At 59.4% G+C, this 21989-nt stretch carries 24 protein-coding genes; 10 read left to right on the forward strand and 14 right to left on the reverse strand.

Features of this window, described 5'->3' with window-relative positions:
- Positions 1-97 precede the first annotated feature (97 nt).
- On the reverse strand, positions 98-1078 hold the full coding sequence (ebgR, locus tag ACUTSC_RS04980; RefSeq protein ID WP_197767631.1) for a transcriptional regulator EbgR: 981 nt from the start codon (positions 1076-1078) through the stop codon (positions 98-100).
- A 337-nt stretch (positions 1079-1415) separates the two neighbouring features.
- Between ebgR and ygjJ the strand changes: the two genes are divergently transcribed.
- Positions 1416-2486: a protein YgjJ gene (ygjJ, locus tag ACUTSC_RS04985; protein WP_445653122.1), complete on the forward strand. Its 1071-nt coding sequence runs from the start codon at positions 1416-1418 to the stop codon at positions 2484-2486.
- Between the two features lie 17 nt (positions 2487-2503).
- Positions 2504-4879 carry an alpha-glucosidase gene (ygjK, locus tag ACUTSC_RS04990; RefSeq protein ID WP_443003415.1) on the forward strand — a complete coding sequence of 792 codons (2376 nt, stop codon included), beginning with the start codon at positions 2504-2506 and terminating at the stop codon, positions 4877-4879.
- Between the two features lie 43 nt (positions 4880-4922).
- Here ygjK and ACUTSC_RS04995 read toward each other — a convergent pair whose 3' ends face one another.
- Together ACUTSC_RS04995 and ACUTSC_RS05000 are read right to left on the reverse strand one after the other, a co-directional pair.
- Complete coding sequence (locus tag ACUTSC_RS04995) at positions 4923-5348, reverse strand: universal stress protein (protein ID WP_049204172.1); 426 nt, start codon at positions 5346-5348, stop codon at positions 4923-4925.
- Between the two features lie 146 nt (positions 5349-5494).
- On the reverse strand, positions 5495-6013 hold the full coding sequence (locus ACUTSC_RS05000) for a hypothetical protein (RefSeq protein ID WP_049202527.1): 519 nt from the start codon (positions 6011-6013) through the stop codon (positions 5495-5497).
- Positions 6014-6249: 236 nt separating this feature from the next.
- On the opposite strand from ACUTSC_RS05000, the gene metQ reads away from it, so the two are divergent.
- Positions 6250-7065: a methionine ABC transporter substrate-binding lipoprotein MetQ gene (metQ, locus tag ACUTSC_RS05005; protein ID WP_197772923.1), complete on the forward strand. Its 816-nt coding sequence runs from the start codon at positions 6250-6252 to the stop codon at positions 7063-7065.
- A gap of 46 nt (positions 7066-7111) precedes the next feature.
- Here metQ and ACUTSC_RS05010 read toward each other — a convergent pair whose 3' ends face one another.
- The 5 genes from ACUTSC_RS05010 to ACUTSC_RS05030 all read right to left on the reverse strand — a co-directional run bounded on the left by ACUTSC_RS05010 (position 7112) and on the right by ACUTSC_RS05030 (position 12545).
- Positions 7112-7876, reverse strand: coding sequence for an SDR family oxidoreductase (locus ACUTSC_RS05010; RefSeq protein ID WP_197767627.1), 765 nt, complete (start codon positions 7874-7876; stop codon positions 7112-7114).
- Positions 7877-8015: 139 nt separating this feature from the next.
- A complete protein-coding gene (locus tag ACUTSC_RS05015) occupies positions 8016-8936 on the reverse strand; it encodes a substrate-binding domain-containing protein (protein ID WP_197772922.1) in 921 nt (306 codons plus the stop codon).
- Between the two features lie 63 nt (positions 8937-8999).
- Positions 9000-10040 (reverse strand): ABC transporter permease, encoded by a 1041-nt coding sequence (locus ACUTSC_RS05020; RefSeq protein ID WP_025160279.1) that lies wholly within the window; start codon positions 10038-10040, stop codon positions 9000-9002.
- Between the two features lie 15 nt (positions 10041-10055).
- Positions 10056-11540, reverse strand: a complete 1485-nt coding sequence (locus ACUTSC_RS05025) for a sugar ABC transporter ATP-binding protein (RefSeq protein ID WP_049202519.1) — start codon at positions 11538-11540, stop codon at positions 10056-10058.
- Between the two features lie 75 nt (positions 11541-11615).
- Positions 11616-12545: a sugar ABC transporter substrate-binding protein gene (locus ACUTSC_RS05030; RefSeq protein WP_033642730.1), complete on the reverse strand. Its 930-nt coding sequence runs from the start codon at positions 12543-12545 to the stop codon at positions 11616-11618.
- A gap of 484 nt (positions 12546-13029) precedes the next feature.
- Here ACUTSC_RS05030 and ACUTSC_RS05035 point away from each other — a divergent pair, with 484 nt between their 5' ends.
- From ACUTSC_RS05035 to dcuR, 3 genes are all read left to right on the forward strand, one after another.
- Positions 13030-13872 carry a class I fructose-bisphosphate aldolase gene (locus ACUTSC_RS05035; RefSeq protein ID WP_047727766.1) on the forward strand — a complete coding sequence of 281 codons (843 nt, stop codon included), beginning with the start codon at positions 13030-13032 and terminating at the stop codon, positions 13870-13872.
- Between the two features lie 125 nt (positions 13873-13997).
- A complete protein-coding gene (locus tag ACUTSC_RS05040) occupies positions 13998-15611 on the forward strand; it encodes a DcuS/MalK family sensor histidine kinase (protein ID WP_197767625.1) in 1614 nt (537 codons plus the stop codon).
- Complete coding sequence (gene dcuR / locus ACUTSC_RS05045) at positions 15604-16323, forward strand: two-component system response regulator DcuR (protein ID WP_156865502.1); 720 nt, start codon at positions 15604-15606, stop codon at positions 16321-16323. The genes ACUTSC_RS05040 and dcuR overlap by 8 nt, the downstream gene beginning before the upstream one ends.
- 37 nt (positions 16324-16360) lie before the next feature.
- Here dcuR and ACUTSC_RS05050 read toward each other — a convergent pair whose 3' ends face one another.
- The 4 genes from ACUTSC_RS05050 to fabV all read right to left on the reverse strand — a co-directional run bounded on the left by ACUTSC_RS05050 (position 16361) and on the right by fabV (position 18862).
- A complete protein-coding gene (locus ACUTSC_RS05050) occupies positions 16361-16696 on the reverse strand; it encodes a hypothetical protein (RefSeq protein ID WP_197772921.1) in 336 nt (111 codons plus the stop codon).
- Between the two features lie 43 nt (positions 16697-16739).
- A complete protein-coding gene (locus ACUTSC_RS05055) occupies positions 16740-17045 on the reverse strand; it encodes a hypothetical protein (protein WP_197767623.1) in 306 nt (101 codons plus the stop codon).
- A 171-nt stretch (positions 17046-17216) separates the two neighbouring features.
- On the reverse strand, positions 17217-17435 hold the full coding sequence (locus ACUTSC_RS05060) for a hypothetical protein (protein WP_142109717.1): 219 nt from the start codon (positions 17433-17435) through the stop codon (positions 17217-17219).
- Positions 17436-17662: 227 nt separating this feature from the next.
- Positions 17663-18862, reverse strand: coding sequence for an enoyl-ACP reductase FabV (gene fabV / locus ACUTSC_RS05065; protein ID WP_047727768.1), 1200 nt, complete (start codon positions 18860-18862; stop codon positions 17663-17665).
- Positions 18863-19404: 542 nt separating this feature from the next.
- Here fabV and ACUTSC_RS05070 point away from each other — a divergent pair.
- Positions 19405-19914 (forward strand): DUF4225 domain-containing protein, encoded by a 510-nt coding sequence (locus ACUTSC_RS05070; RefSeq protein WP_197767622.1) that lies wholly within the window; start codon positions 19405-19407, stop codon positions 19912-19914.
- Positions 19914-20216: a hypothetical protein gene (locus ACUTSC_RS05075; RefSeq protein ID WP_197767621.1), complete on the forward strand. Its 303-nt coding sequence runs from the start codon at positions 19914-19916 to the stop codon at positions 20214-20216. Before ACUTSC_RS05070 ends, ACUTSC_RS05075 begins: the two co-directional genes overlap by 1 nt.
- A 50-nt stretch (positions 20217-20266) precedes the next feature.
- Here ACUTSC_RS05075 and ACUTSC_RS05080 read toward each other — a convergent pair whose 3' ends face one another.
- Positions 20267-20617: a DUF4377 domain-containing protein gene (locus ACUTSC_RS05080; RefSeq protein WP_025302454.1), complete on the reverse strand. Its 351-nt coding sequence runs from the start codon at positions 20615-20617 to the stop codon at positions 20267-20269.
- Positions 20618-20908: 291 nt separating this feature from the next.
- Here ACUTSC_RS05080 and ACUTSC_RS05085 point away from each other — a divergent pair, with 291 nt between their 5' ends.
- Entirely contained in the window at positions 20909-21253 is a 345-nt protein-coding gene (locus ACUTSC_RS05085) for a hypothetical protein (RefSeq protein ID WP_070914786.1), read from the forward strand.
- A gap of 73 nt (positions 21254-21326) precedes the next feature.
- Positions 21327-21545 (forward strand): hypothetical protein, encoded by a 219-nt coding sequence (locus tag ACUTSC_RS05090; protein ID WP_130017910.1) that lies wholly within the window; start codon positions 21327-21329, stop codon positions 21543-21545.
- On the opposite strand, the gene ACUTSC_RS05095 is transcribed toward ACUTSC_RS05090, so the two are convergent.
- Positions 21542-21946, reverse strand: a complete 405-nt coding sequence (locus ACUTSC_RS05095; RefSeq protein ID WP_197767620.1) for a hypothetical protein — start codon at positions 21944-21946, stop codon at positions 21542-21544. The genes ACUTSC_RS05090 and ACUTSC_RS05095 overlap by 4 nt on opposite strands.
- Positions 21947-21989 lie beyond the last annotated feature (43 nt).

Here is a 21989-nt window from a genome sequence, read left to right on the forward strand (position 1 = left end):
CAAATGACGACAGGATCACAATAAATCTCAAATGCCTTTTTTTATCATGACGTTAATTTTGGGCGCCAACGCAACGCCCCGCCGAGGCGGGGGTCGGTCAGGCGACGGTGGTGTCGCGCAGCTGCAGCGAGCTGGGAACGAAGATCGACAGCGGGACGGTGCGCTCATCGCGCAGGCGCTCCACCAGCAGGTTGACGGCCTGTGCGCCCATGGTTTCCGAAGGGATGCGCACCGTGGACAAGGCGGGGAAAATAAAGCGGGCGGTGGGAATGTCGTTGACGCTGATCAGCGCGATCTGCCCCGGCACCTGAATGCCGTGTTCGTGCAGCGCGCGCAGCACGCCGATCGCGATCGAATCGGTCGCCACCAGCAGCGCCGGCGGATAGCCATTCTTGCTCTGCAACATCGCTTTGGCGCACTGGTAGCCCGACTGGCTGCTGAAATCGCCGTGGTAAATGTCCTGCGCTCGCACCACGTTTTGCTGCCGGCCATACTCGACGAACGCCTGCTCGCGCTGGTCGATACCGGCCGGATCGTCGCGCCCGCCGATAAAGCCGATGCGCTGATAGCCGCGGCCGATGAAGTAGTCGATCACCTTGCGGCTGATTTTGTACAGGTCAACATTGACGCAGTCGAACCGCTCATCCTCCACCACGCCGTCGATGAATACGACCGGCGTTTCCTGCTGCCTGAGCTGCTCATACAGCGCGGGCTGTGGCCGGCCGATCACCAGCAGGCCGTCGGCCGCCGGCAGCGCCTTGTCGCCGTTGAAGTCGTAGCCGGCGCTCAGCGCCACGCCCAGCTTTTCGCACTGCGTTTCGATGCCGTAGCGCATCGCCAGGTAATAGGGATCGTTGATCTCCACGCCCTGCGTATAGGTGAACAGCGCGGCGAAATGCAGGCGTTGCCCGCTTTGCCGTTTGGAAGGTGCAACCTTGTATTCGAGGCGCTCCGCCGCTTCCAGGATCTTCTGGCGGGTTTGCGCCTTCACGCTCAGGGTGGGGTCGTCATTCAACACGCGCGAAACGGTGGCGACGGACACATTAGCGGCTTCAGCAATTTCCTTCAGTGTGGCCATAGAGTCCCAATGCACAGACGAAAAACGGTAGCTTAAACGGATAGCGCCGCGGCGTACAGCGCCGCCCGCCTCCTCTCCTTGCCAGACCGGGCCAGAGCACGCTCATGCCAGCCGTTGCCGGGCGCCTGCAGCGAAAGATACTCATTTCACTCGCTGTGATCAAGTTAACGATTTACTGATTAAAGCATATTTTTTACTAAATATTTTACTAATATACCTGCCGTTTACCGCCCCGTGAAGGCGGACTTTTTCTCTTCTCCCAGGGATCCGGGAGCGACCTCGCGTGAGCCGCCGCTCGGCTGACGTTCCGATCCACCCAACATCAGGCCTATGCCCCATGAAACCACTAAGCCATCACGCCCTGTTGCCCTTGCTGCTGCTCGTTAACGCGCCTGCCTGGGCGGCGCAGGAACCGGTGACCCCGGCGGAGCGCAATCAGCTCCCACCGCCGCCGCTACCCGATAGCGCCGCGACCGCCCTGCGTTTTTACGGCGAGCTCGGCATCGGCGGCAGCGTCTATTTTAACGGCGAACATCAGCATCAATACAGCGACGGCACCTATATCGAAGGTGGCCTGGAGATCAAGCGGGGCCACTGGTTCGGGCTGATTTACGGCGAAGGCTGGACTGTGCAGGCGGACAGCCAGGGCCACGCCTGGACGCCGGGCCACAGCTGGGGCGGCTTCGAGGGTGGGTTGAACCGCTTTTACGGCGGTTACCGCACCGACGACGGCACCGAGATGATGCTCAGCGTACGCAACGATTCGTCGCTCGACGATCTGCAATGGTGGGGCGACTTCACGCCGGAGTATGGCTACATGATCCCCAATACCCGCGATCTCAGCTACGCCGCCAAGCTGCAAAACCTGACCGGGCGCTTTCGCTACAGCGTGACGGCGGCGCCGGAAAGCCGCATCGACGAGAGCAAGGCGCTGCTGCACTTCGGTAAATACGACCGCTATTCCGACAAGTATACCTATCGGGCGATGGTCAACGGCTACACCCAGTACGACCTGCAGGACAATCTGACGCTGCTGAACGGCCTGGAAGTGACCGACGGCCTGGGGGAGCTGTTTCTGTTGGGGCTGCGCGGCAAGCACCTGGCCGGCCGCGTCTGGCACCACACCGGCAAAGGCGACAGCGGCGGCCATCCCGGCAGCGAATCGGGCCTGATGCTCAGCGCGATGACGGAAACCGCCAAAGGGCTGTATCTCTCCACCGCCTACAGCTACGCCCGCCACCGGTTTGATCGCGCGGCGGATACCGCCACCTCATACGCCCAGTTCGGCGTCTGGTACGAATACGCCGGCGGCAAACTGGCCACCGCGCTGGACAGCAAATTCTTCATGCGCAACGACAGCACCGGCGCCAGCAACTCGGTGTTTCTGATGCAATATTTCTATTGGTAACCGTTGAGGCTTCTACGATGAATATGACTCCCCTGACACCGCTGGCCACTGCCCTCACCCTCGCGTTGGCGCTGACGGGCTGTGCGCCGAAAACGCCCGACGCCGACGCCCCGTTGGTGGAGCGCTATAAAAACGTCATCGACCGCCGCGGCGCGCCGCACTTTATGCTCGATTACGATTTCGACGATCACCAGCGCTTCAATCCGTTCTTCGATCTCGGCGCCTGGCACGGCCACCTGTTGCCGAGCGGGCCGGAAGGCATGGGCGGTTTCCCCGGCCCGGCGCTGCTGACCGAAGAGTACATCAACTTTATGGCCAACAATTTCGATCGGCTCAGCGTCTATCGAGACGGTAAACCGGTGCATTTCACCATGACGGCCTACAGCCTGCCCGGCGCCCTGGTGCAGCGGCTCAGCGCGCCAGGCGTGACCGTCAACCTGACGCTGCGCTTCGCCGCTGCGCGCACCTCGCTGCTGGAAACCCAAATCCTGACCGACACGCCGCTGGAGCTGGTGTGGGACGGTGAATTGCTGGAGCGCTACGCGGCCAAAGAGCAAAAACCGCAGCCGCCGGCGACCCTCGAGCAGGCGTTTCCGGACTACACGCGCCGCATTGTGCCGACGGCTGACGGCCTGCGCGTCACCTTCGGCAAGGTGCGCGCGCCGTCGCAGCTGATGACCTCCGGCCAGTCCGAGTATCAGATCCACAAATCACTGCCGCAGCGCACCACGGTCGACGGCCACCGCTTCCGCGCCACGGCGCGCATCGCCGGTTCCACCACCCTGTACACCACCTACTCGCACCTGCTCACCGTCGAAGAAGCGCAGCGCGAACAGCGCGCTATCGCCGATATCCTCGCTCACCCGCAGCGCTATATGGCCGCGTCGGCCCAGCGCTGGGAACGCTATCTCGCCACTGGGCTCAGCAACCCGCACGCCACGCCGGAACAAACCCGCGTGGCGGTCAAAGCGATGGAAACGCTGAACGGCAACTGGCGCGGCGCAGCCGGGGCGATGAAGTTCGACTCGGTCACCCCGTCGGTGACCGGGCGCTGGTTCTCCGGCAACCAAACCTGGCCGTGGGACACCTGGAAACAGGCCTACGCCATGGCGCACTTCAACCCGGACGTGGCCAAGGACAACATTCGCGCAGTGTTCGCCTTCCAGATCCGGCCGGGCGACGCCCTGCGCCCGTGGGACGCCGGTTTTCTGCCCGACCTTATCGCCTACAACCCCAGCCCGGAGCGCGGCGGCGACGGCGGCAACTGGAACGAGCGCAACACCAAGCCGAGCCTGGCGGCCTGGGCGGTGATGGAGGTGTATCGCGTCACCGACGATAAGGGCTGGCTGGCGGAGATGTACCCGAAGCTGGTGGCCTACCATGACTGGTGGCTGCGCAACCGCGATCACAACGGCAACGGCGTGCCGGAGTACGGCGCCACCCGTGACAAAGCGCACAATACCCCCGACGGGCGCATGTTGTTTACCGTCAAACGCGGGCAGCGCGAGCAAACGCTGGCCGGCCTCGACAATTACGATCGCATCGTGCGCGAGGGGCAGTACGACAGCATCGAGATCCCGGCGCAGACCGCCGCCTCCTGGGAGTCGGGCCGCGACGATGCGGCGGTATTCGGCTTTATCGATCCGGATCAATTGGCGCGCTACGTGGCACAGGGCGGCAAACGCGAAGACTGGCAGGTTCAATTCGCCGAAAACCGTGCGCCGGACGGCACGCTGCTCGGCTATTCGTTGCTGCAGGAGTCGGTGGATCAGGCCAGCTATATGTACAGCGACAACCGCTACCTGGCGGAGATGGCCGATATTCTGGGCCGCGGCGCCGAAGCCGCCGCCTTCCGCGCCAAAGCCGACCGGCTGGCGGCCTACATCAACACCTGCATGTTCGACAAGCAAAGCGGCTTCTTCTATGACACCCGCATCGAAAGCCGGCCGTTGGCCAACGGCTGCGCCGGCAAACCAATCGTCGAACGCGGCAAAGGGCCGGAAGGCTGGTCGCCGCTGTTCAACGGCGCCGCCAGCCAGCCGCACGCCGATGCGGTGGTCAGGGTGATGAAGGATCCGCGCGAGTTCAATACCTACGTGCCGCTCGGCACCGCGGCGCTGACCAATCCGGCGTTCGGTGCGGACATCTACTGGCGCGGCCGCGTGTGGGTCGATCAGCTGTATTTCGGCCTCAAGGGCATGGAGCGCTACGGCTATCGCGACGATGCGGTGGCGATGGCGCAGGCCTTCTTCCGCCACGCCGACGGCCTGGTCGCCGACGGGCCGATCCGCGAGAACTACAACCCGCTCACCGGCAAGCAGCAAGGCGCGCCGAACTTCTCCTGGAGCGCGGCGCACCTGTACATGCTGTATAACGACTTCTTCACGCAATAAGCCGCAGCGGCCACCGCCATCGTTGCCCGGCGGTGGCCCGCGTTTATGAACGGATCGGGATCACCAGCACGTCGATATTCAGCTGGTTGATAGCATTGCGGGTGGAAGAAAACAGGTTGCTCCACAGATCGTGGTGATGGCCGAACACCAGCAGATCGATGTTCTTATCCACGACTGCCGTACGCAGTTCATCGACGAAGCCGCCGCGCCCGATAATCACTTCCGCGATCGGGTAATTGACGTTTTGCGTGGTGGGCTCCAGCTCTTTGCGGATCTTCTCTTCGAACGGCACGCCGTTATCGCTGCGCTCCGAAAAGCCGATCGCCGCGTGGTAGGTGTCGTAGTGAACGTCCACATAGATCAGCGAGAGTTTGGCCTGCAGCGCCTCCGCCAGCAGGGCCCCCTTTTCGACCAGCCGTTTGCCGTCATCGCTCAGATCGGTGGCGATGACAATATGGTGGTAACACATAGCGCCTCCTGTCATGGACTCGGTAGAGCCGAGGCTCCGATATCACGCCGGGGTCATATCGTTATGGTTAATTTTAGTTCAGAAATCGCACGTATGACGGGTGGCAAAGCGGTGGGAAAGCCCCGTTGCCGGGGCTGAAGGCAAAATTACTTCTCGCGCTGCGCCTCAAACCAGACGTTGCACAGCGACAGGATCAGCGTATTGGCGTCTTTCACCAGCACGTTATCGCCGGGCACCCCATCGGTGCCCTGATCGGTGATGCCTTTGATGGCGGTATCCGCGTGCTGAATGGCCACGCGTTCGACCGACGGCGTGCTGATGCCCAGCATCGGGAAATCGATGTAGGAGCTGCTGCCGGAATTGTCCTCGACAAACTCCTGCGCTTCTACGGTGCTGACGGTAGCCCCTTCGCTTTTCAGCGCCGTGCCGTTCCAGCTGAACGCATCCGCTTTGTAGCTGATTTTGCCGCCGATCAGGCTCTGCGCCTGCTGTTGATCCCAGCAGCCGGTGGTCTGGGTCGGCACAATTTTACTGACGCGCCAGTTGCCCAGCAGCTGTTTGGGGATCGGCCCGGTATCGCTCTCCGCCGCCCGAACCTGAGTCGCCGAGACGCAGGCCAACACCACCAGCGGCAGCAGCGCCTTGCTCCAAGTGTTCAATCGCATTGTCTTTTCCTTCGTTTCAGTACCCAGTCTGCCCTCGCGGGCCAACGGCTATCATAATAAGCCCGCCGATTCGCCGTCAAAACAATCCGCATCGCGCCAGGCGGCGGCCGCTCATAGCTAATCGCTATGAGTCATAGTGAATCAGTATTTTGTTTTAGCCCAGCGATTACCTACAGTCACTGCCACTATTCTGCCCGCCAAAATTAGCAGGCAATGTTGACAAGGACCCTGGGAAAATGACATTTACGCTGAAAAACCTCACCCTGGCGCTGGCCGCCGCCGGCACGCTGCTGCTGACCGCCTGCGGCCCAACCGCACAGGACGATCACCACATCAAGGTCGGCATCAGCGCCGGCATCGATCAGTCGCTGTGGGCAGTGGTGCAGAAGGTCGCCAAGCAGAAATACGATCTGGACGTGGAGGTGGTGACCTTCAACGACTACGTGCTGCCGAACGAAGCGCTGAACAACGGCGATCTGGACATCAACGCCTTCCAGCACAAGCCGTATCTGGACAAACAGATGCAGGAGCGCGGCTACAAACTGGCGGCGGTAGGCAACACCTTCGTCTACCCGATCGCCGGCTATTCGAAGAAGATAACCGCACTCAGCCAGCTGCCGGACGGCGCGCAGGTGGCGGTGCCGAACGATCCGACCAACTTGGGCCGCTCGCTGCTGCTGTTGCAAAAACAGGGGCTGATCACCCTGAAAGACGGCGTCGGCCTGCTGCCGACCGCGCTGGACATCGTCGGCAACCCGAAAAAGCTGAAGATCGTCGAGATTGAAGCGCCGCAGCTGCCGCGCGCATTGGACGACCAACAGGTGACGCTGGCGATCATCAACACCAACTATTCCAGCCAGATCGGCCTGTCGCCGGCCAAGGACGGGCTGTTTGTCGAAGACAAAAACTCGCCGTACGTCAACATCTTCGCCAGCCGCATCGACAACAAAGACAGCGAGAAAGTGAAGGATCTGGTCAAGGCCTATCAGACCGACGAAGTGGCGGCCAGCGCCGCCGACATCTACAAGGGCGACGCCGTTAAAGGCTGGTAACCCTCCCCCGCATGCCCGTGGCGCCCGGCCACGGGCGATGGCAACCTCAGCCGCGCTGGATGGATACGCCGCCGTCCACCAGCATCGCGGTGCCGGTGACGAATGAGGAAGCGTCAGTCGCCAAATACAGCGCCGCCTGCGCGATCTCCTCCGGCATCGCCAGCCGCTTCAGCGCGTGCAGGTCGGCCACCTGTGCCAAGGCTTCCGGGGTATTGCTCATCTGCCGGCCCATCGCCGTATCGGTGCCGCCCGGCAGCAGCGCGTTCACCCGAATGCCGCGCCCGCCGAACTCCACCGCCAGCGCCTGCGTCAGGCCGATCAGCCCCGACTTGCCGGCCGCATAGGCCGCCGTACCGGGAAACGCCGCGGTGTGGCCGACGAAGGTGGAGGTGAAAATCACCGAGCCCGCGCCGCGCGCCAGCATGGCGGGGATTTGATATTTGGCGCCGTAGTAGGCGCTGGACAGGTTGGTTTCCAACACGTCGCGCCACGCTGAGGCACTCAACGCCAGCGACGGTCCCAGCGGCCCCAGCGTGCCGGCATTGTTGAAGGCGATATCCAGCCCGCCGAACTCATCGACCGCCGTCGCCGTCAGCCGTTCGGCGAAGGCTTCGTCACGGACGTCGCCCGCCACCGCAAGCGCCCGGCCGCCCTCGCGCCGAATGTCTTCCACCAGCTCCGCCAACAGCCGCTCGCGCCGCGCGCCCAACACCAGCGCAGCTCCCTGGCGGGCGAACAGCAGCGCCGCTGCTTTGCCTATCCCCGAACTGGCGCCGCCGATCACCGCCACCTTGCCGTTTAATGCGTTCATCGCTCATCCTCACGCGGTTTAAAGATCCTCAGTGTGAGGCAAGATTCGGCGCCACGCTGGCCGCAAGCGGACATCTAACTGACGCCAATAAAAAAGGCGCTGCAAGCAGCGCCCCGACAACGCGGATCTGACGGTTAACTCACGGCCTGGCCGCATACTTCTGCATCGTGGCCGGTGTCACCAGCTCGAACGGGATCCAGTAATACGGCTCGAGCTTTTCACCGTTGATCATACGCTGCGCCACATCGACCGAGGCCTTGCCCTGGCCGACCGCGTCCTGGAACACCGTGACCTGCATCTTGCCGGAGGCCAGCGCCTTGAGGCCGTCCGGCGTAGCGTCGATGCCGCCGATCAGCACTTTCTTGTCCGCCTTGCCCGCCTGCTGCAGCGCCATGATTGCGCCGATCGCCATCTCGTCGTTGTTGGCGGTGACGATGTCGATCGCTTCGCCGTTGGTCAGCCAGTTCATCATCAGATCCATGCCTTCACTGCGTGAATAGTTGGCGCTCTGCTTCTGCACCACCTTCATTTTCGGGTACTTGCTCACCACCTGCTCCACGTCTTTGGTGCGCTGCAGCGCGCCGGCGTCGGTCAGGTTGCCGATCATCACCGCCACGTTGCCCTGATAGCCGGCCAGCCGTGCCAGCTCTTCCATCTGCAGCGTGCCGGATTCCCGCTCGTCGGAGCCGACGAACACCACGCCCTGCGGCAGTTTGGCGTCGCCCGGCGTGCGGTTCACGTACACCAGCGGCACGCCGGCGGCCTGCACCATTTTGGTCATCACCGGCGTGCTGGCCGAGTTGACCGGATCGACGATAATCGCGTCCACCCCGGCGCTGATAAAGCTCTGCACCTGATCGGTCTGGCGGCCGACGTCGCCGCGCGCATCCTCAAACTGCACGGTGATGCCGCGCGCCTTGGCCTCCTTGTCGATCGCCTGGCGGATGATGGTGAGGAAGTTCTGGTCGAAATAGGCCATCGACACGCCGATGGTTTGCGCCCATGCCGGGGTAGACGCGCACAGCGCCACCGCCAGCCACAACCCTTTCAGGTAATTCATGATGTGTCCCCCGGTAAAAAAACGCCGCCGGCCAACCCTGGCGCCGGCGGCAATTCACGGCAATCAGTGTTTTTTACGGTTGCGCCGCATGTCGATCGACACGGCGGCGACGATAATCACGCCTTTGATGATGTCCTGAATGTAAGAATCGACGCCGATAAAGGTGAAGCCGCTTTTGATCAGGCCGAGGATCACCGCGCCGATCAGCGTGCCGGTGATGCGCCCGACGCCGCCCATCAGGCTGCTGCCGCCGATCACCGCCGCGGCGATGGCGTCCAGCTCGTAGGACATCCCCATGCTCGACTGGCCGCTGCTGACGCGCGCCGCCAGCACCACGCCCGCCAACCCCGCCAGGCCGCCGGCGATGGTGTAAACCGTCACCAGGTACTTATTGACGTTGATGCCGGAAACCCGCGCCGAGGTCATGTTGCCGCCGATGGCGTAGATGTATTTGCCGTAGCGGGTGTGCTTGAGTGCGATATGGAAGATCACCGCAATCACCAGGAAGATGATCACCGGCATCGCGCCCTGGCCGATTGACGTGAAGCCGTCCGACAGGAAGCTGACCGGGTTGCCCTTGGTGTAGTACTGCGCCAGGCCGCGCGCCGACACCATCATCCCCAGCGTAGCGATAAACGGCGGAATGCCGGTGCGGGTGATCAGGAAGCCGTTGATAAAGCCGCAGACGATGCCCACCCCGATCCCCGCGCCGATCGGGATCGCCGCCGGCAGATCGAGCAGCCCCGGATACATCGGCGAGATGCTGTCCGAGGTCTGCGCCAGGCTGGCCGCCACTACCGCAGTCAGCGCAATCAGCGAGCCGGAGGAGAGATCGATGCCGGTGGTGATGATCACCTGGGTGACGCCCACCGCGATGATGCCGATGATCGCCACCTGCAGCACGATCAGCAGCAGGCGGTTCGGGTTCAGCAGGAATGACTGATCGCGCATGTACCAGCCGAGGATTTCGAAGATCAGCGCGATGCCGATCATCACGATGAAGATGCCGGTATCCTTCGGCATTTTGCCGCTCAGCCCGGAGAACAGCGTTCCCTTGCCCGTTGAATCGGCGGAGAGCGGCTTCTCAATCTTTACGTTACTCATGGTGTTCACCCTTCGTTATTCTGAGGCCAGCGCCAGGATCTTCTCCTGGTCCGCGTCGTCTTTGTCCAAAATGCCGGTGATGCGGCCGCCGTGCATCACCATCACCCGATCGCTCATGCCGAGGATCTCCGGCAGCTCGGAGGAGACCAGAATGATGGCGACGCCGCGGTTGGCCAGCTCGCTGATCAGGCGGTAGATTTCCGCTTTCGCCCCCACGTCGATGCCGCGCGTCGGTTCGTCGAGGATCAGGATTTTCGGCTGCGCCAGCAGCCAGCGCGCGATCAAGACCTTCTGCTGGTTGCCGCCGCTGAGGTTATTGATGATCTGATCCATAGTCGGCGTTTTGATGTTGAGCTTTTTAATCTGATCCATGCAGTCTTTGGCCATCTGCACGTGGCTGACGAAACCGTTCTTGCCGATGTATTCCGACAGGTTGACGATGCTCATGTTCTCGACCACCGACAACACCAGAAACAGACCGGATTTCTTGCGGTCTTCGGTGAGAAACGCCAACCCGCTTTCGATCGCCTTCGCCGGGGAATCCACCTTCACCGCCTGGCCTTCGATAAAGATCTCGCCGCCGTCCGCCGGGTGCATGCCGAACAGGCTTTCCATCACTTCACTGCGCCCGGCGCCCACCAGCCCGGCGACGCCGAGGATCTCGCCGCGCTTGACGCTGAATGACACGTCGTGGAACCAGCCGCTGCGGCGCAACCCCGCCACCCGCAGCACTTCCTCGCCGATATTGTTGTTGAATTTGGGGAACATCTGCGTCAGTTCGCGCCCCACCATCATGGTGATCAGCGACTGTTTGGTCAGGTTTTCGGTTTTGTCGCAGGCGATGAAGGTGCCGTCGCGGAAAATGCTCACTTCGTCGGTGATGGCGAAGATCTCATCCATCTTGTGGCTGATATAGATGATGCCTTTGCCCTGCTCGCGCAGCTCGCGAATGATGGCGAACAGGTGCACCACTTCGCCTTCGGTCAGCGCCGAGGTCGGTTCATCCATGATCAGCACGTCGGCGTTGTAGGATACCGCCTTGGCGATCTCCACCATCTGTTGGTTGGCGATGCTCAGCTCACCCACCAGCGTCTCCGGCTGCAGTTTGATGTTCAGCCGCGCCAGCAGTTCGCGGGTCTGTTCGTTCAGCTGTTCGTGGTTAACGAACCCCAGCCGCGCCGGCTCGCGCCCCAGCCAGATGTTTTCCGCCACCGTCATGTAGGGCACCAGGTTCAGCTCCTGGTGGATCATGGAAATGCCCGAATGCAGCGCCTGCAGCGTGTCGCTGAAGGTGACCGGCCGGCCTTTGATTTTGATCGAGCCTTCGTCCGGGTGGTAGATGCCGATCAGGCATTTCATCAGCGTCGATTTGCCCGCGCCGTTTTCCCCCATCAGCGCGTGCACGCTGCCGGGTTTGATTTTAATCGAGACCTTATCCAGCGCTTTGACACCGGGGAACTGCTTGCTGATGCCTTCGGCCTCAAGAACATAAGGGTACATACCGCTTACCTCCGCACTGACCCACGTTTTCCGCCGCGCTCGCCCCACACCGGCGCCCGCGGCGGGCTTCACGGCTTATTTCTTGTTTTTATCGGCGAATTGCTGGTAATTGGCCTGGGTGATCAGTTGGTAAGGGATCAGCACGTTGCTCTCCACTTTCTCGCCTTTCACCAGTTGAACGGCGGTCTGCACCGCGCCTTCGCCCTGGCCTTTGGCGTCCTGGAATACGCTCAGCGCCAGATCGCCCTTCTTGATGAACTCCAGCGCGTCCGGCGTGCCGTCAACGCCGGCCACCAGCACGCCGGATTTCTTGGCCTGCTTCAGCGCCAAAATAGCGCCGATGGCCATTTCGTCGTTGTTGGAGGCGATGGCGTCGATCTGCTGGCCGGACAAAATCCAGTCGGTGGTAACGTCCACCGCCTCTTTGCGGAAGAACTTGGCGGTTTGCTTGTCGACTATTTTGATGCCGGGATAGTTGGCCGCCACCTCTTCCACACCGCGGGTGCGGTCGCGCGTGGCTTCACTCGACAGCTCGCCCATCAGGATCATTACGTTGCCCTTGCCGTTCATCAGCTTGGCCAGCGCCTCCATCTGCAGCTTGCCGGCCAGCTTGGAGTCGGAGCCGACGTAGGCCATGCCGGCCGGCAGCGCCACTTCCGGCTTGCGGTTGACGAACACCAGCGGGATCTTGGCCTTCTCGGCCAGCTTAATCATCGGCTTGACGCCCTGGGTATCCACCGGATTCAGGATGATGGCGTCGACACCCTGGCTGACGAAGTTTTCGATTTGTTGAATTTGCTGCGCGATGTCGCCCTTGGCGTCTTCGAACTGGCCGCTGACGTTGCCGTCGGCCTTCATTTTGTTTTGCATCGACTGGCGCAGAATGGTGAGGAAGTTGTCATCGAAGTAAGCCATGGAAACGCCGATCTTGATGTCTTTCGCCAACACGCTGGCCGGCAGCATACACATCAGTACCGAGGCGGCGATCAGTTTCTTCAGCTTCATGTTCGTTACCCTTTAATCGTTAGAATGAAGAGGTCTGTTGGTTGACAGCTAATGAAAAATATTTTTTACATTCAAACAACATTACGGTCGGTGTTATCCCTTTGATACGGCGAATTTACCGTGTAATCGCCGTATTAAGGCCGTAGAAAAAATGGTGATCGATATCTCAAAACAGATTAAAAACAAACAATTGAAATAAACCCCTGGCACAGAAAACGGCGTCCTCACCGTTTTATTAAATGTTTATTTCATAATTTAGATTATTGAAACTTTTTAACCCAAACAAGCGAAACATGCATTTTGGAATGGCTTATTAACAAAAACATGACACGGATCTAACAAATGAAATGAAAGCCGCCGGCGAGCGTTCCCCTTTCGTGCGCCGGCAAAAACTGCGAGCGGCCACGCAGTTTGCGGTTTCCGCGTTTCCCGACCATCCTTACTCGGCAATAATGGACATATCCCTATCTCAGGAGGACCTGACATGCAGCTCAGCAGTAAGGTGCGGATGAACCGCCTGTTCAACAACGGCAAGTGCCTGGACGTGGCGATCGATCACGGCATCGCCAACGAACCGGATTTCTTAATCGGTCTGGAAGATATCGAACGGGTGATGGGCAACCTGATCGCCGCGCGCCCAGACGCCATTCAGGTCAACTACGGCCAGGCGGATCTGCTGCAGCGCGCGCCGCAGCGCGAAAAACCGGCGCTGGTGATGCGTACCGACGTCGGCAACGCCTATAACGCCGCGCGCCACCGCGAAATGTGGGCGGTGCTGCACAACCCGGAGGCGCCGATCCTCGCAGCGCTGCAAATGGACGCCGCCGCGGTGGTGGTCAATCTGTATATGATCCCGGATGAGCCCGGCATTTTCCGCCAGTGCGTGGAGAACATCGGCCGCCTGCGCCACGCCTGCGACCAATACGCCATGCCGCTGATGATCGAACCGCTGGTGATGGCCCCGGCCGGCCAGGGCGCCGCCTACGGTTCGCTGGGGGACGTGGAGAAGATCGTGCCGCTGGTGCGGCTGGCGCGCGAACTGGGCGCCGACATCATCAAGGCCGACCCGACCGAACGGGTGGAAGACTTCCACCGCGTGGTGGAAGCGGCGCGCTGCCCGACGCTGGTGCGCGGCGGCGGCAAGGGGGAACTGGGGCCGGTGCTGGAGAAATCCGCCGCGCTGATGGCCCAGGGTGCCTCCGGCATGGTCTACGGCCGCAACGTCTATCAACACAGCAATCCGTCGCAGGTAGTGCGCGCGTTGATGGCAATCATCCATCAGGGCGCCAGCGGCCAACAGGCGCTGGAGATCTACCACCAGCAGTGACCCGCTTTTGTAACTAAAATAACCCCTTGCTCCCCCGGCAGCATGCTATAACCTGCTGCCGGTAACTGCAGCTTGCCTCATTCCTCGCTAGAATACGCCGTGATATCGCCATTCGGAGAACCGCCATGCCAAAACAACGGGTGCCGCTCAAGCTGAGCACCTCCATCACGCTGATGGTGTCCGCCATCATCGCTTCGGTGCTGCTGGTGGTGTTCGCGCTGTTTTTCGTGCAGATGAGCCGCGAGGGGCAAGATCAGCTGCAGCAAAAAGCCATCGCCGTCGCCAATACGCTGGCACTCTCCAGCACCGTGGTCGACGGCCTGCAGCGGCGCGACCAAAGCGGCGCCATTCAGCGCTTCGCCGAGCAGGTGCGCCATCAAAACGAGCTGCTGTTCGTGGTGGTGGTGGATATGCAGGGCATCCGCTATTCGCACCCCAAACCCTGGCTGATCGGCAAACATTTTATCGGCGACGATCTGGCGCCCGCGCTGCAAGGCAACGTCAACAGCGCCATCAACCGCGGCACGCTGGCCCCGGCGCTGCGGGTGTTCGTGCCGGTGTATGACGCGCAGAAACAGCAAATCGGCGTGGTGGCGCTCGGCATCGCGCTGGACACCGTGCAGCGGGTGGTGGCGGAAAGCCGCTGGATCATCTATTGGACCATTGCCTTCGCCGCCCTGGTCGGCAGCCTGGGCACCTTCTTCCTGGTCTCCGCGCTCAAACGCATCATGCTGGGTTTCGAGCCTTACGAAATCTCCAACCTGTTCGAACAGCGCAACGCCATGCTGCAATCGATTAAAGAAGGTGTGATCGCGGTCGATAATGAATCCCGCATCACCATCGTCAACGACGAGGCCAAGCGCCTGCTGCGCCAGAGCGGCCCGGTGGAAAACCTGCTGCTGGAAGCCGCCAGCAAGCATTGGCCGGCGCAGCTGCATCTGGCGGAGGTGCTGGCCAGCGGCGAACCGCTGCGCGATCGGCAGATCAGCTTCAACGGCAGCGAACTGCTGACCAATACCGTGCCGGTGATCGTCAACGGCCAGGTGACCGGCGCCATCGCCACCTTCCGCGACAAGACTGAGGTCAGCCGCCTGCTGCAGCGCCTGAGTGGCATGGCGCACTACGCTGACGCGCTGCGGGTGCAGTCGCACGAATTTATGAACAAGCTGCACGTGATACTCGGCATGCTGCATATGAAGGCCTACCAGCAGTTGGAAAACTACATCATCAACACCGCGAGCAACTACCAGGAAGAGATCGGTGCGCTGCTGCGCAAGATCCACTCGCCGGAAGTGGCGGGCTTCTTCATCGGCAAGATCAGCCGCGCCCACGAAGCCGGCGTTGAGCTGACCATCGAGGAAACCAGCCTGCTGCCGGAAACCGACGACGCGGAAACCACGCACGTGCTGATCAGCGTGCTCGGCAACCTGATCGAAAACGCCATCGACGCCATCGACGGCGTTGAGGGGCACGAGATCGGCCTGAGCTTCCATCACCACGACGATCAATTACACTGTATCGTTAGCGACGACGGCCCCGGCATCGATCCGGCGATCGGCGCACGCATCTTCGAACACGGATTTTCCACCAAGGGAACGGGACGCGGCATCGGCCTGGCGCTGATCCGCAGCCATCTGGAGAAGCTGGGGGGCAGCATCGATTTCGAATCCGAACCGGATGAGCTGACCCAATTTTTCGTGCACCTTCCCTATCAGGCCAAGAGCAGAGCCCATGATTAACGTACTGATTGTCGACGACGACCCGATGGTGGCGGAGCTGAACAAATACTACCTGAGCCAGGTCGGCGGTTTTCACTGCCAGGCGACGGTCGCCACTCTGAGCCAGGCGCGTGCCCTGCTGGCCGACACCAGCGTCAGCATCGATCTGGTGTTGCTGGATATCTACATGCAGCAGGAGAACGGGCTGGATCTGCTGCCCGGCCTGCGCGAGCTGGGCGAGAAGACGGATGTGATCATCATCTCCTCCGCCAGCGACGTGAACACGGTGCAAAAGGCGCTGCACTACGGCGTGGTGGATTATCTGATCAAACCGTTCCAGTTCAGCCGCTTCAAGGAGGCGCTGAGCCACTACCGGCAGCAGTCGCAACTCTTGGCGCAGCGCGAGTTTTCGCAGGCCGACGTCGACAGCCTGCTGCGCCGCCAGCCCGGCGGCCAGGAGAGCAAAAAGCTGCCGAAGGGGCTGACCAGCATCACCCTGAGCACGGTGTGCGAGTGGATCGAACAGCAGCACGACAGCGAATTCTCCACCGACAACCTGGCCAACGCCATCGGCATTTCGCGGGTATCCTGCCGCAAGTACCTCATCTATCTGGCGGAGAGCGGCATTCTCGGCACCCGTATTCTGTACGGCGCCACCGGCCGCCCGGTCTATCTGTATCAGCTGAAACCGGACGCGATCGCCATGCTGAAAGAGCATTGCCGCCCGGCCTAAACGACGCCGGGCGCTGATGGCGCCCGGACGGTTAATGTTAGAAGCTGTGCATGTAACACTTCGCCTCGGGATGAGGATCTTTCGAGTGTCTCCGCAGGCAGCGCTGCTTTTTCTGCTGCTGCTCCAGGTTCCGCTGCTGCCGCTCGGCGGTCTCTGCCGCCTCGCGCTGCTGTTCCCATGCAATCGCCTGCTCGTTGGCCAGCGTCAGGTTATCGACATTCCACACCTTGTGGCGCAATGCTTCGCGCTTTTTCTGGTACTCCTCGGTGACCTTGCTGTCCTTCGGCGCCGCAGCATGGTATTCCAAATCTACCCGCGCCTGCGCGAAGCTGGTGCAACACAAGGCCGCGCCGGCCAACACTATCCTTTTCATCAATGACTCCTTTTACATCGTTTTACTCTGTGCGCACGCCGGCTCAGCAACCGTTCGGCGATGCCGCCGACTTTTCCTCTGAACGGGGCGCGCGCTGCCCGCCGGTGACGGGCGCTTTGCCGGGCTCGATACCGCACTCCGCCAGCCGCGCCAGCTCTTCCGCATCGCGCTCTGCCGGCGGCGCTTCCTCGCTCATTTCCTGCCGCAGATCCTGCGCCAGCGCTTTCAGCCGCTTTTGAAACAGCACCGGCGACACGCCTTCACATTGCCTGTCGTAGCGCGCCGCGCCGGCGCTTTGGCTTAACGGCAGCAACAGCAAGAGAAAGATCGCGGCCATGTCCTTCGCCATGGGCAACTCCTTTGATTACACCGAAATAAACCGGCGGTTCCCTATAAGGAAAACGAATTGTCTGCTAACGCAATGAATAGTCAGGCCACGGCAGAATAACGCAGGAAAGGTAAACCCTCCGACAATATCGGCAGAATGCGCACATTAATTTGGCTGAATATATTTAGCGGCTTAACGATCGAATATTTTTGACCCATCGAAGGTGCCGCCAATGCCGACATTTCCTTCGTGCAATACCGAGGAGGCGGACTCACCCGCCATGATGCGCTGCCGCTGCTCTCGCGTGGCAGGCTGCGGCTGAGACCAGTCTGGGGACGTCGACGTCGGCTGAATCGCGCTGCAAGCGCTCAACAACAATAACGGTACCGGTGCCCAAAAACGCCATGTCATCGTTTTCTCCTTAAAGGAAATAAAATACCCGCAGCCGGCAGCAAGGGTAAATAAAAAAATGACTTTCTTTAGTTTAATAACCGCCGTTATTTCACCATCCGACTGCCGATGTTAATCACCAGGTTCGTCTGTTAACCCAAAATAAACATTTTCGCTTAGCCACCCGATAATTCGCAGGCAATAAAAAAGGCCGGGCTAACCCGACCTTGTTTGACCGCTCGACGCGCTTAGACCAGCTCGATCACATCGAAGTTGGCTTCGCCGCTCAGATCGGCGTCGTAGTCAACGCCCTGCAGACCAAAGCCGAACAGGCGCAGGAATTCCGCCTTGTAGCCCTGGTAATCGGTCAGTTCGTTGATGTTGCTGTCGTTCAGCTGCTGCCAGATTTCACGGCAGGTTTCCTGCACGGCGTCGCGCAGTTCCCAGTCATCCAGACGCAGACGGTGTTTCTCGTCGGTGTCCGGCGCAGCGCCGCTGTACAGCTTGGTGGCGAACAGACGCTGGATCTGCTCGATGCAGCCTTCGTGAATGCCCTGCTCCTTCATGATCTTGAACACGATGGAGATATACAGCGGCATCACCGGAATGGCGGAGGAAGCCTGAGTCACCACCGACTTGAGCACCGCAACGTAAGCCGCGCCGCCTTTGGCCTGCAGTTTCTGGTTGATGGCGTGCGCCGCGCGATCCAGATCTTCTTTCGCCTTGCCCAGCGTACCGTGCCAGTAGATTGGCCAGGTCAGATCGGTACCGATGTAGGAGTAAGCGACAGACTGCGCGTTATCCGCCAGCACGCCCGCTTCGTCCAGCGCGTCCATCCACAGCTGCCAGTCCTGGCCGCCCATCACCTTCACGGTGTCGGCGATTTCTTGCTCGTTGGCCGGCTCGACCACGGCTTCAACCAGCACGTCTTTGTTGGTGTCCAGCGCGACGGATTTGTACGGCTCGCCGATCGGCTTCAGTGCGGAACGTACCACTTCGCCGGTTTCCGGCATCTTACGCACCGGCGAAGCCAGCGAGTAAACCACCAGGTCAACCTGACCCAGATCTTTTTTGATCAGATCGATCACGGTCTGACGGCACTCGTTGGAGAATGCGTCGCCGTTGATGCTTTTCGCGTACAGGCCTTCTTCTTTAGCTGCCTTGTCGAAACCGGCGGAGTTGTACCAACCGGCGGAACCGGTTTTGCCTTCGCTGCCAGGCTTCTCGAAAAATACGCCGATGGTGGCCGCACCGCTGCCGAAAGCGGCATTGATGCGCGAGGCCAGACCGTAACCGGTGGATGCACCAATGACCAGCACCTTTTTAGGCCCGTTTTTCAGTTCGCCGCGCGACTTAACGTAGGCGATTTGCTCACGGACGTTGGCTTCACAGCCTGCCGGGTGAGCGGTGGTGCAGATAAAACCACGAATTTTAGGTTTGATAATCATAGTAATTTTTTCTTGGTAGCTAAAAACCGAAGGACAATATACCTGATTTTCTCGATATACTTAAGAAAGTGCGAAAACAAGCGCAGTGAACAGACCAGTTTAGTCGAGGGATCAGGGTTGCCCAACTCCGCATCGTGATGCCTCCACGCGCCACGCTTCGCACCCTCAGCGCGTTCAAGCCTTCCCTCTTAAAATCAGCAAAAGTTGATCATGCTTCTGGCGTTGCGTTATGGTGTGGCTGTTTTTCGGTCGAAATCCAGGGAGGAACAAAGAAAAATGGATAATCCACTGTTACTAAAGGAACGTTTAAATACCTACTCGCAAACGATGGCTCGTCAACAAGGACGTATGCTTTTAGAACTCTCAGAGCGCGTTAATAGGAACTTTTTAAAAGATCGGACAGTCGGTAATGCCTTCAGACATGAGATGCACTGCTTTTGAATGATAAATTGCAAAAATGCCAACAAGTAGGTGAAGCGGCGAATATTGCAATGAGAGAAATGAAGCAAGAATATCAATCGCTTTCTTAGCAAGATCGCTTATTGCGAACTGACGCCGTGACACCTTATGCCGTAATGAGAAAGAAAGTCAGTCATGACGCCGTAGTGACCTACGTGTTAGCCGGCGTTGGCTTCCTCTCGGGAATAGCACAAATTTTACTCGGCGTGGGCTTGGATTGGACTGGCGTCGGAGCCATTCCAGGAACGTTACTTTTAATCAATGGCATCAATAATGTCTACGAAAACGGTTATACGCTGTTATTTGGCAAGAATACTATTGGTCCAGGCCGAATGATGTACCGTTCTGCGGCTTCAACGCTAGGCTATTCCCATTCAGCAGCAGACATGGCGTTAGGTGGCGTAGACTTACTGTTATCAGGCTATGGTTTACTAAAACTGTCGCTGAAACCAGAAGCCTGGCGATTATTTCGCTACATCAATACAGACTATATTCGCGGTTGGAGAAACATGGGAAGAACCAGCTTGATGCTTGAAGGTGGCGCAGATGTCTCAACCCTTAATTCCATTTATAAAGGCAGCCAGGAACAGTGATGGAACCAACTTTATATCATATTCTTTCTACTCTCGCTGCCGCGGCCTGTCTAGCCGTGAAATACGCCTTCAGACCGCCTCTGGGTTCCAAGGGTTATGTCGTTCTGGTTACGATATGTTTTTTAATCCTTTGCTGGCAATTTACCCTTTTTGCCAACGGCAACGCGATGTTTATTGCTGACTCTGAAACATGGACCAAAGAAAATTGGCCTCTACGCTACTGTGCGTTGGGGTTTGCTCTTTCACATGCCTTCGCCACTTTCGAATCCTCCAGAAGAAAGAAAAAAGACAAACTTTCCTGAAGTCGTCACCACCAAATGAAACGCCATTTGGTGGTGACAAGGTAGATCCATTACGCCTTGTTCTTTTCCAGCTGCTCAATCAGCGTATAACGCAGCGATGAGGCATCGGCCGGCACGTTCTCCACCGGGGTAACAAGCACTTTCAGCCGATACTGATAACCCGGTTCGAAGGTGAAACCCTCAATGCCGGTATAGAACAACTCCCACGGCTGCTGCGCGGAGCGGCGCACCTGCATGCACTTCATCGGGCCGACGCCCACGCAGTCCACCAGCGCGCTGTTCACCAGCAACACTTCCGTTTGGCCGCCTTTCTCGTTTGCGGGCTGATTCATCGAGGTTCCCTCCTGGCTGCAGCCGGCCAGCGCGGCCAACGCAACAAATAACAACGCTTTAATTTTCAATGTACTGCACCAATAGTCATGTAGGTCAGACGATCCTAACAAATTGGCCGGGTGAATTGAACCTTGCTGCGCGCCGCAGAAAGGCCATTCGTTGCAAAGGCCCGGGTGGCTCGCGTTACCCTCTCGTCGAGAACATCATTCACCATCACTCTCATAAGCCTGAAAAATACTTTTAAATAAATTCCCTGTTCTTATCCGAACCGGTAATTACCCCCACTGTTTTTTCTGTTAAAAACAGCTGGCTTGCGCAAGCTTTACGCCATTTAACCGTATCGATAAAGAGGGAATTTTATGCAAGAGATCGAGGCCAAATACTTCCACCTGATCGCCGGCGCCGGTAACTTTGCCGACAACCGCGGTAGCAGCGGACGCGTCAATAACAACGGCGGCAACAAGAACGGGGGCGGTAAATCGTCGGACGGCAATATGTACCAGAAACACACCTCCCCGGACTGCATTAACGGCATCATCACCGGCTCACTAGGGGGGCTTGGCGGTCTGGCGCTGGGCGCGCTTAACGGCGGCTGTTTCAAAGAGGCCAGCAAAGGTGGCGGCAACGTCGGCATGGGGCAAGGCGGCAACAAGAGCAACTGCAATAACAATAGCAACAAGGGTGGCAACACCTGCTCTCGCTAAGCGGTTTTAATTAATCAAAGCACCGGCTGAGTCTTTCCGTTCAGTCGGCGCTTTCAGCATTTCGGTGATAACAATGTTTAAACTGTTCCGTACCTTGTGCCTGCTACTCGGCTTTTGGATCGCCACCCTGCTGCTCAGCGGCGCCGGGGTTTCTTTTACCCACGGCTACGCCGCGCCTAAAAACCTGTCGCATTTCGTCATCTCGCTGGTGGTGGTCGGCGCCATCCTGCTGTGGACCCATAAATTGCTGCGGTTCTTTTTTGCCGAGAAATTTGAGAAGAAGCCGCGTTAAGCCGTGTTCTCACTTTGGTCTTCGCCCGCAATGATAAAACCGGCATCACGAATCGCCGCCTTCACCTGCCTGGCGTCCATCACCGCCGTTTTCACATAGCCAAAAAAGGCCACCCGCACGCCGGGCAAACGGATTGGCGTCGCCAGTTGGACACTGAGTTCGAGATTGCGCTGCGCCATCAGCTCAGCACGCGCCCGCCAAAACGCGGCGGGATCGGAAGGGGTTTCAGTCGCGGTTTCGAACAGCGACGCCAATTCGCTTAGCGCCTCCCACTCCGCCAACAGGGCGGCAACCACTTCAGGATTAGCTACCTGCCCCCAGTCAGAGGGTAAAACCCCCTCACGCCACGCATCGAGATAGCCGGGCAGCGCCCTCTTCAACCGACTCAACCGATCGTTCAAAACAGGTTTCCTTTTACAACGCCTAATACCTTGATATTCCCCA

The sequence above is a fragment of the Serratia sp. TSA_105.2 genome (genome assembly GCF_052692115.1).

What these genes read in the sequence shown, in the direction of transcription:
- ACUTSC_RS05000 (WP_049202527.1), bottom strand. Translation starts at nt 6,013, where the DNA reads ATGCGATTGAACACTTGGAGCAAGGCGCTGCTGCCGCTGGTGGTGTTG.
- ACUTSC_RS05020 (WP_025160279.1), bottom strand. Translation starts at nt 10,040, where the DNA reads ATGAGTAACGTAAAGATTGAGAAGCCGCTCTCCGCCGATTCAACGGGC.
- ACUTSC_RS05050 (WP_197772921.1), bottom strand. Translation starts at nt 16,696, where the DNA reads ATGAAAAGGATAGTGTTGGCCGGCGCGGCCTTGTGTTGCACCAGCTTC.
- ACUTSC_RS05090 (WP_130017910.1), top strand. Translation starts at nt 21,327, where the DNA reads ATGTTTAAACTGTTCCGTACCTTGTGCCTGCTACTCGGCTTTTGGATC.
- ACUTSC_RS05060 (WP_142109717.1), bottom strand. Translation starts at nt 17,435, where the DNA reads ATGACATGGCGTTTTTGGGCACCGGTACCGTTATTGTTGTTGAGCGCT.
- ACUTSC_RS05030 (WP_033642730.1), bottom strand. Translation starts at nt 12,545, where the DNA reads ATGAAGCTGAAGAAACTGATCGCCGCCTCGGTACTGATGTGTATGCTG.
- ebgR (WP_197767631.1), bottom strand. Translation starts at nt 1,078, where the DNA reads ATGGCCACACTGAAGGAAATTGCTGAAGCCGCTAATGTGTCCGTCGCC.
- ACUTSC_RS05075 (WP_197767621.1), top strand. Translation starts at nt 19,914, where the DNA reads ATGGAACCAACTTTATATCATATTCTTTCTACTCTCGCTGCCGCGGCC.
- dcuR (WP_156865502.1), top strand. Translation starts at nt 15,604, where the DNA reads ATGATTAACGTACTGATTGTCGACGACGACCCGATGGTGGCGGAGCTG.
- ygjK (WP_443003415.1), top strand. Translation starts at nt 2,504, where the DNA reads ATGAATATGACTCCCCTGACACCGCTGGCCACTGCCCTCACCCTCGCG.
- ACUTSC_RS05015 (WP_197772922.1), bottom strand. Translation starts at nt 8,936, where the DNA reads ATGAATTACCTGAAAGGGTTGTGGCTGGCGGTGGCGCTGTGCGCGTCT.
- ACUTSC_RS05055 (WP_197767623.1), bottom strand. Translation starts at nt 17,045, where the DNA reads ATGGCGAAGGACATGGCCGCGATCTTTCTCTTGCTGTTGCTGCCGTTA.
- ACUTSC_RS05025 (WP_049202519.1), bottom strand. Translation starts at nt 11,540, where the DNA reads ATGTACCCTTATGTTCTTGAGGCCGAAGGCATCAGCAAGCAGTTCCCC.
- ACUTSC_RS05035 (WP_047727766.1), top strand. Translation starts at nt 13,030, where the DNA reads ATGCAGCTCAGCAGTAAGGTGCGGATGAACCGCCTGTTCAACAACGGC.
- ACUTSC_RS04995 (WP_049204172.1), bottom strand. Translation starts at nt 5,348, where the DNA reads ATGTGTTACCACCATATTGTCATCGCCACCGATCTGAGCGATGACGGC.
- ACUTSC_RS05040 (WP_197767625.1), top strand. Translation starts at nt 13,998, where the DNA reads ATGCCAAAACAACGGGTGCCGCTCAAGCTGAGCACCTCCATCACGCTG.
- ACUTSC_RS05010 (WP_197767627.1), bottom strand. Translation starts at nt 7,876, where the DNA reads ATGAACGCATTAAACGGCAAGGTGGCGGTGATCGGCGGCGCCAGTTCG.
- ygjJ (WP_445653122.1), top strand. Translation starts at nt 1,416, where the DNA reads ATGAAACCACTAAGCCATCACGCCCTGTTGCCCTTGCTGCTGCTCGTT.
- ACUTSC_RS05085 (WP_070914786.1), top strand. Translation starts at nt 20,909, where the DNA reads ATGCAAGAGATCGAGGCCAAATACTTCCACCTGATCGCCGGCGCCGGT.
- fabV (WP_047727768.1), bottom strand. Translation starts at nt 18,862, where the DNA reads ATGATTATCAAACCTAAAATTCGTGGTTTTATCTGCACCACCGCTCAC.
- metQ (WP_197772923.1), top strand. Translation starts at nt 6,250, where the DNA reads ATGACATTTACGCTGAAAAACCTCACCCTGGCGCTGGCCGCCGCCGGC.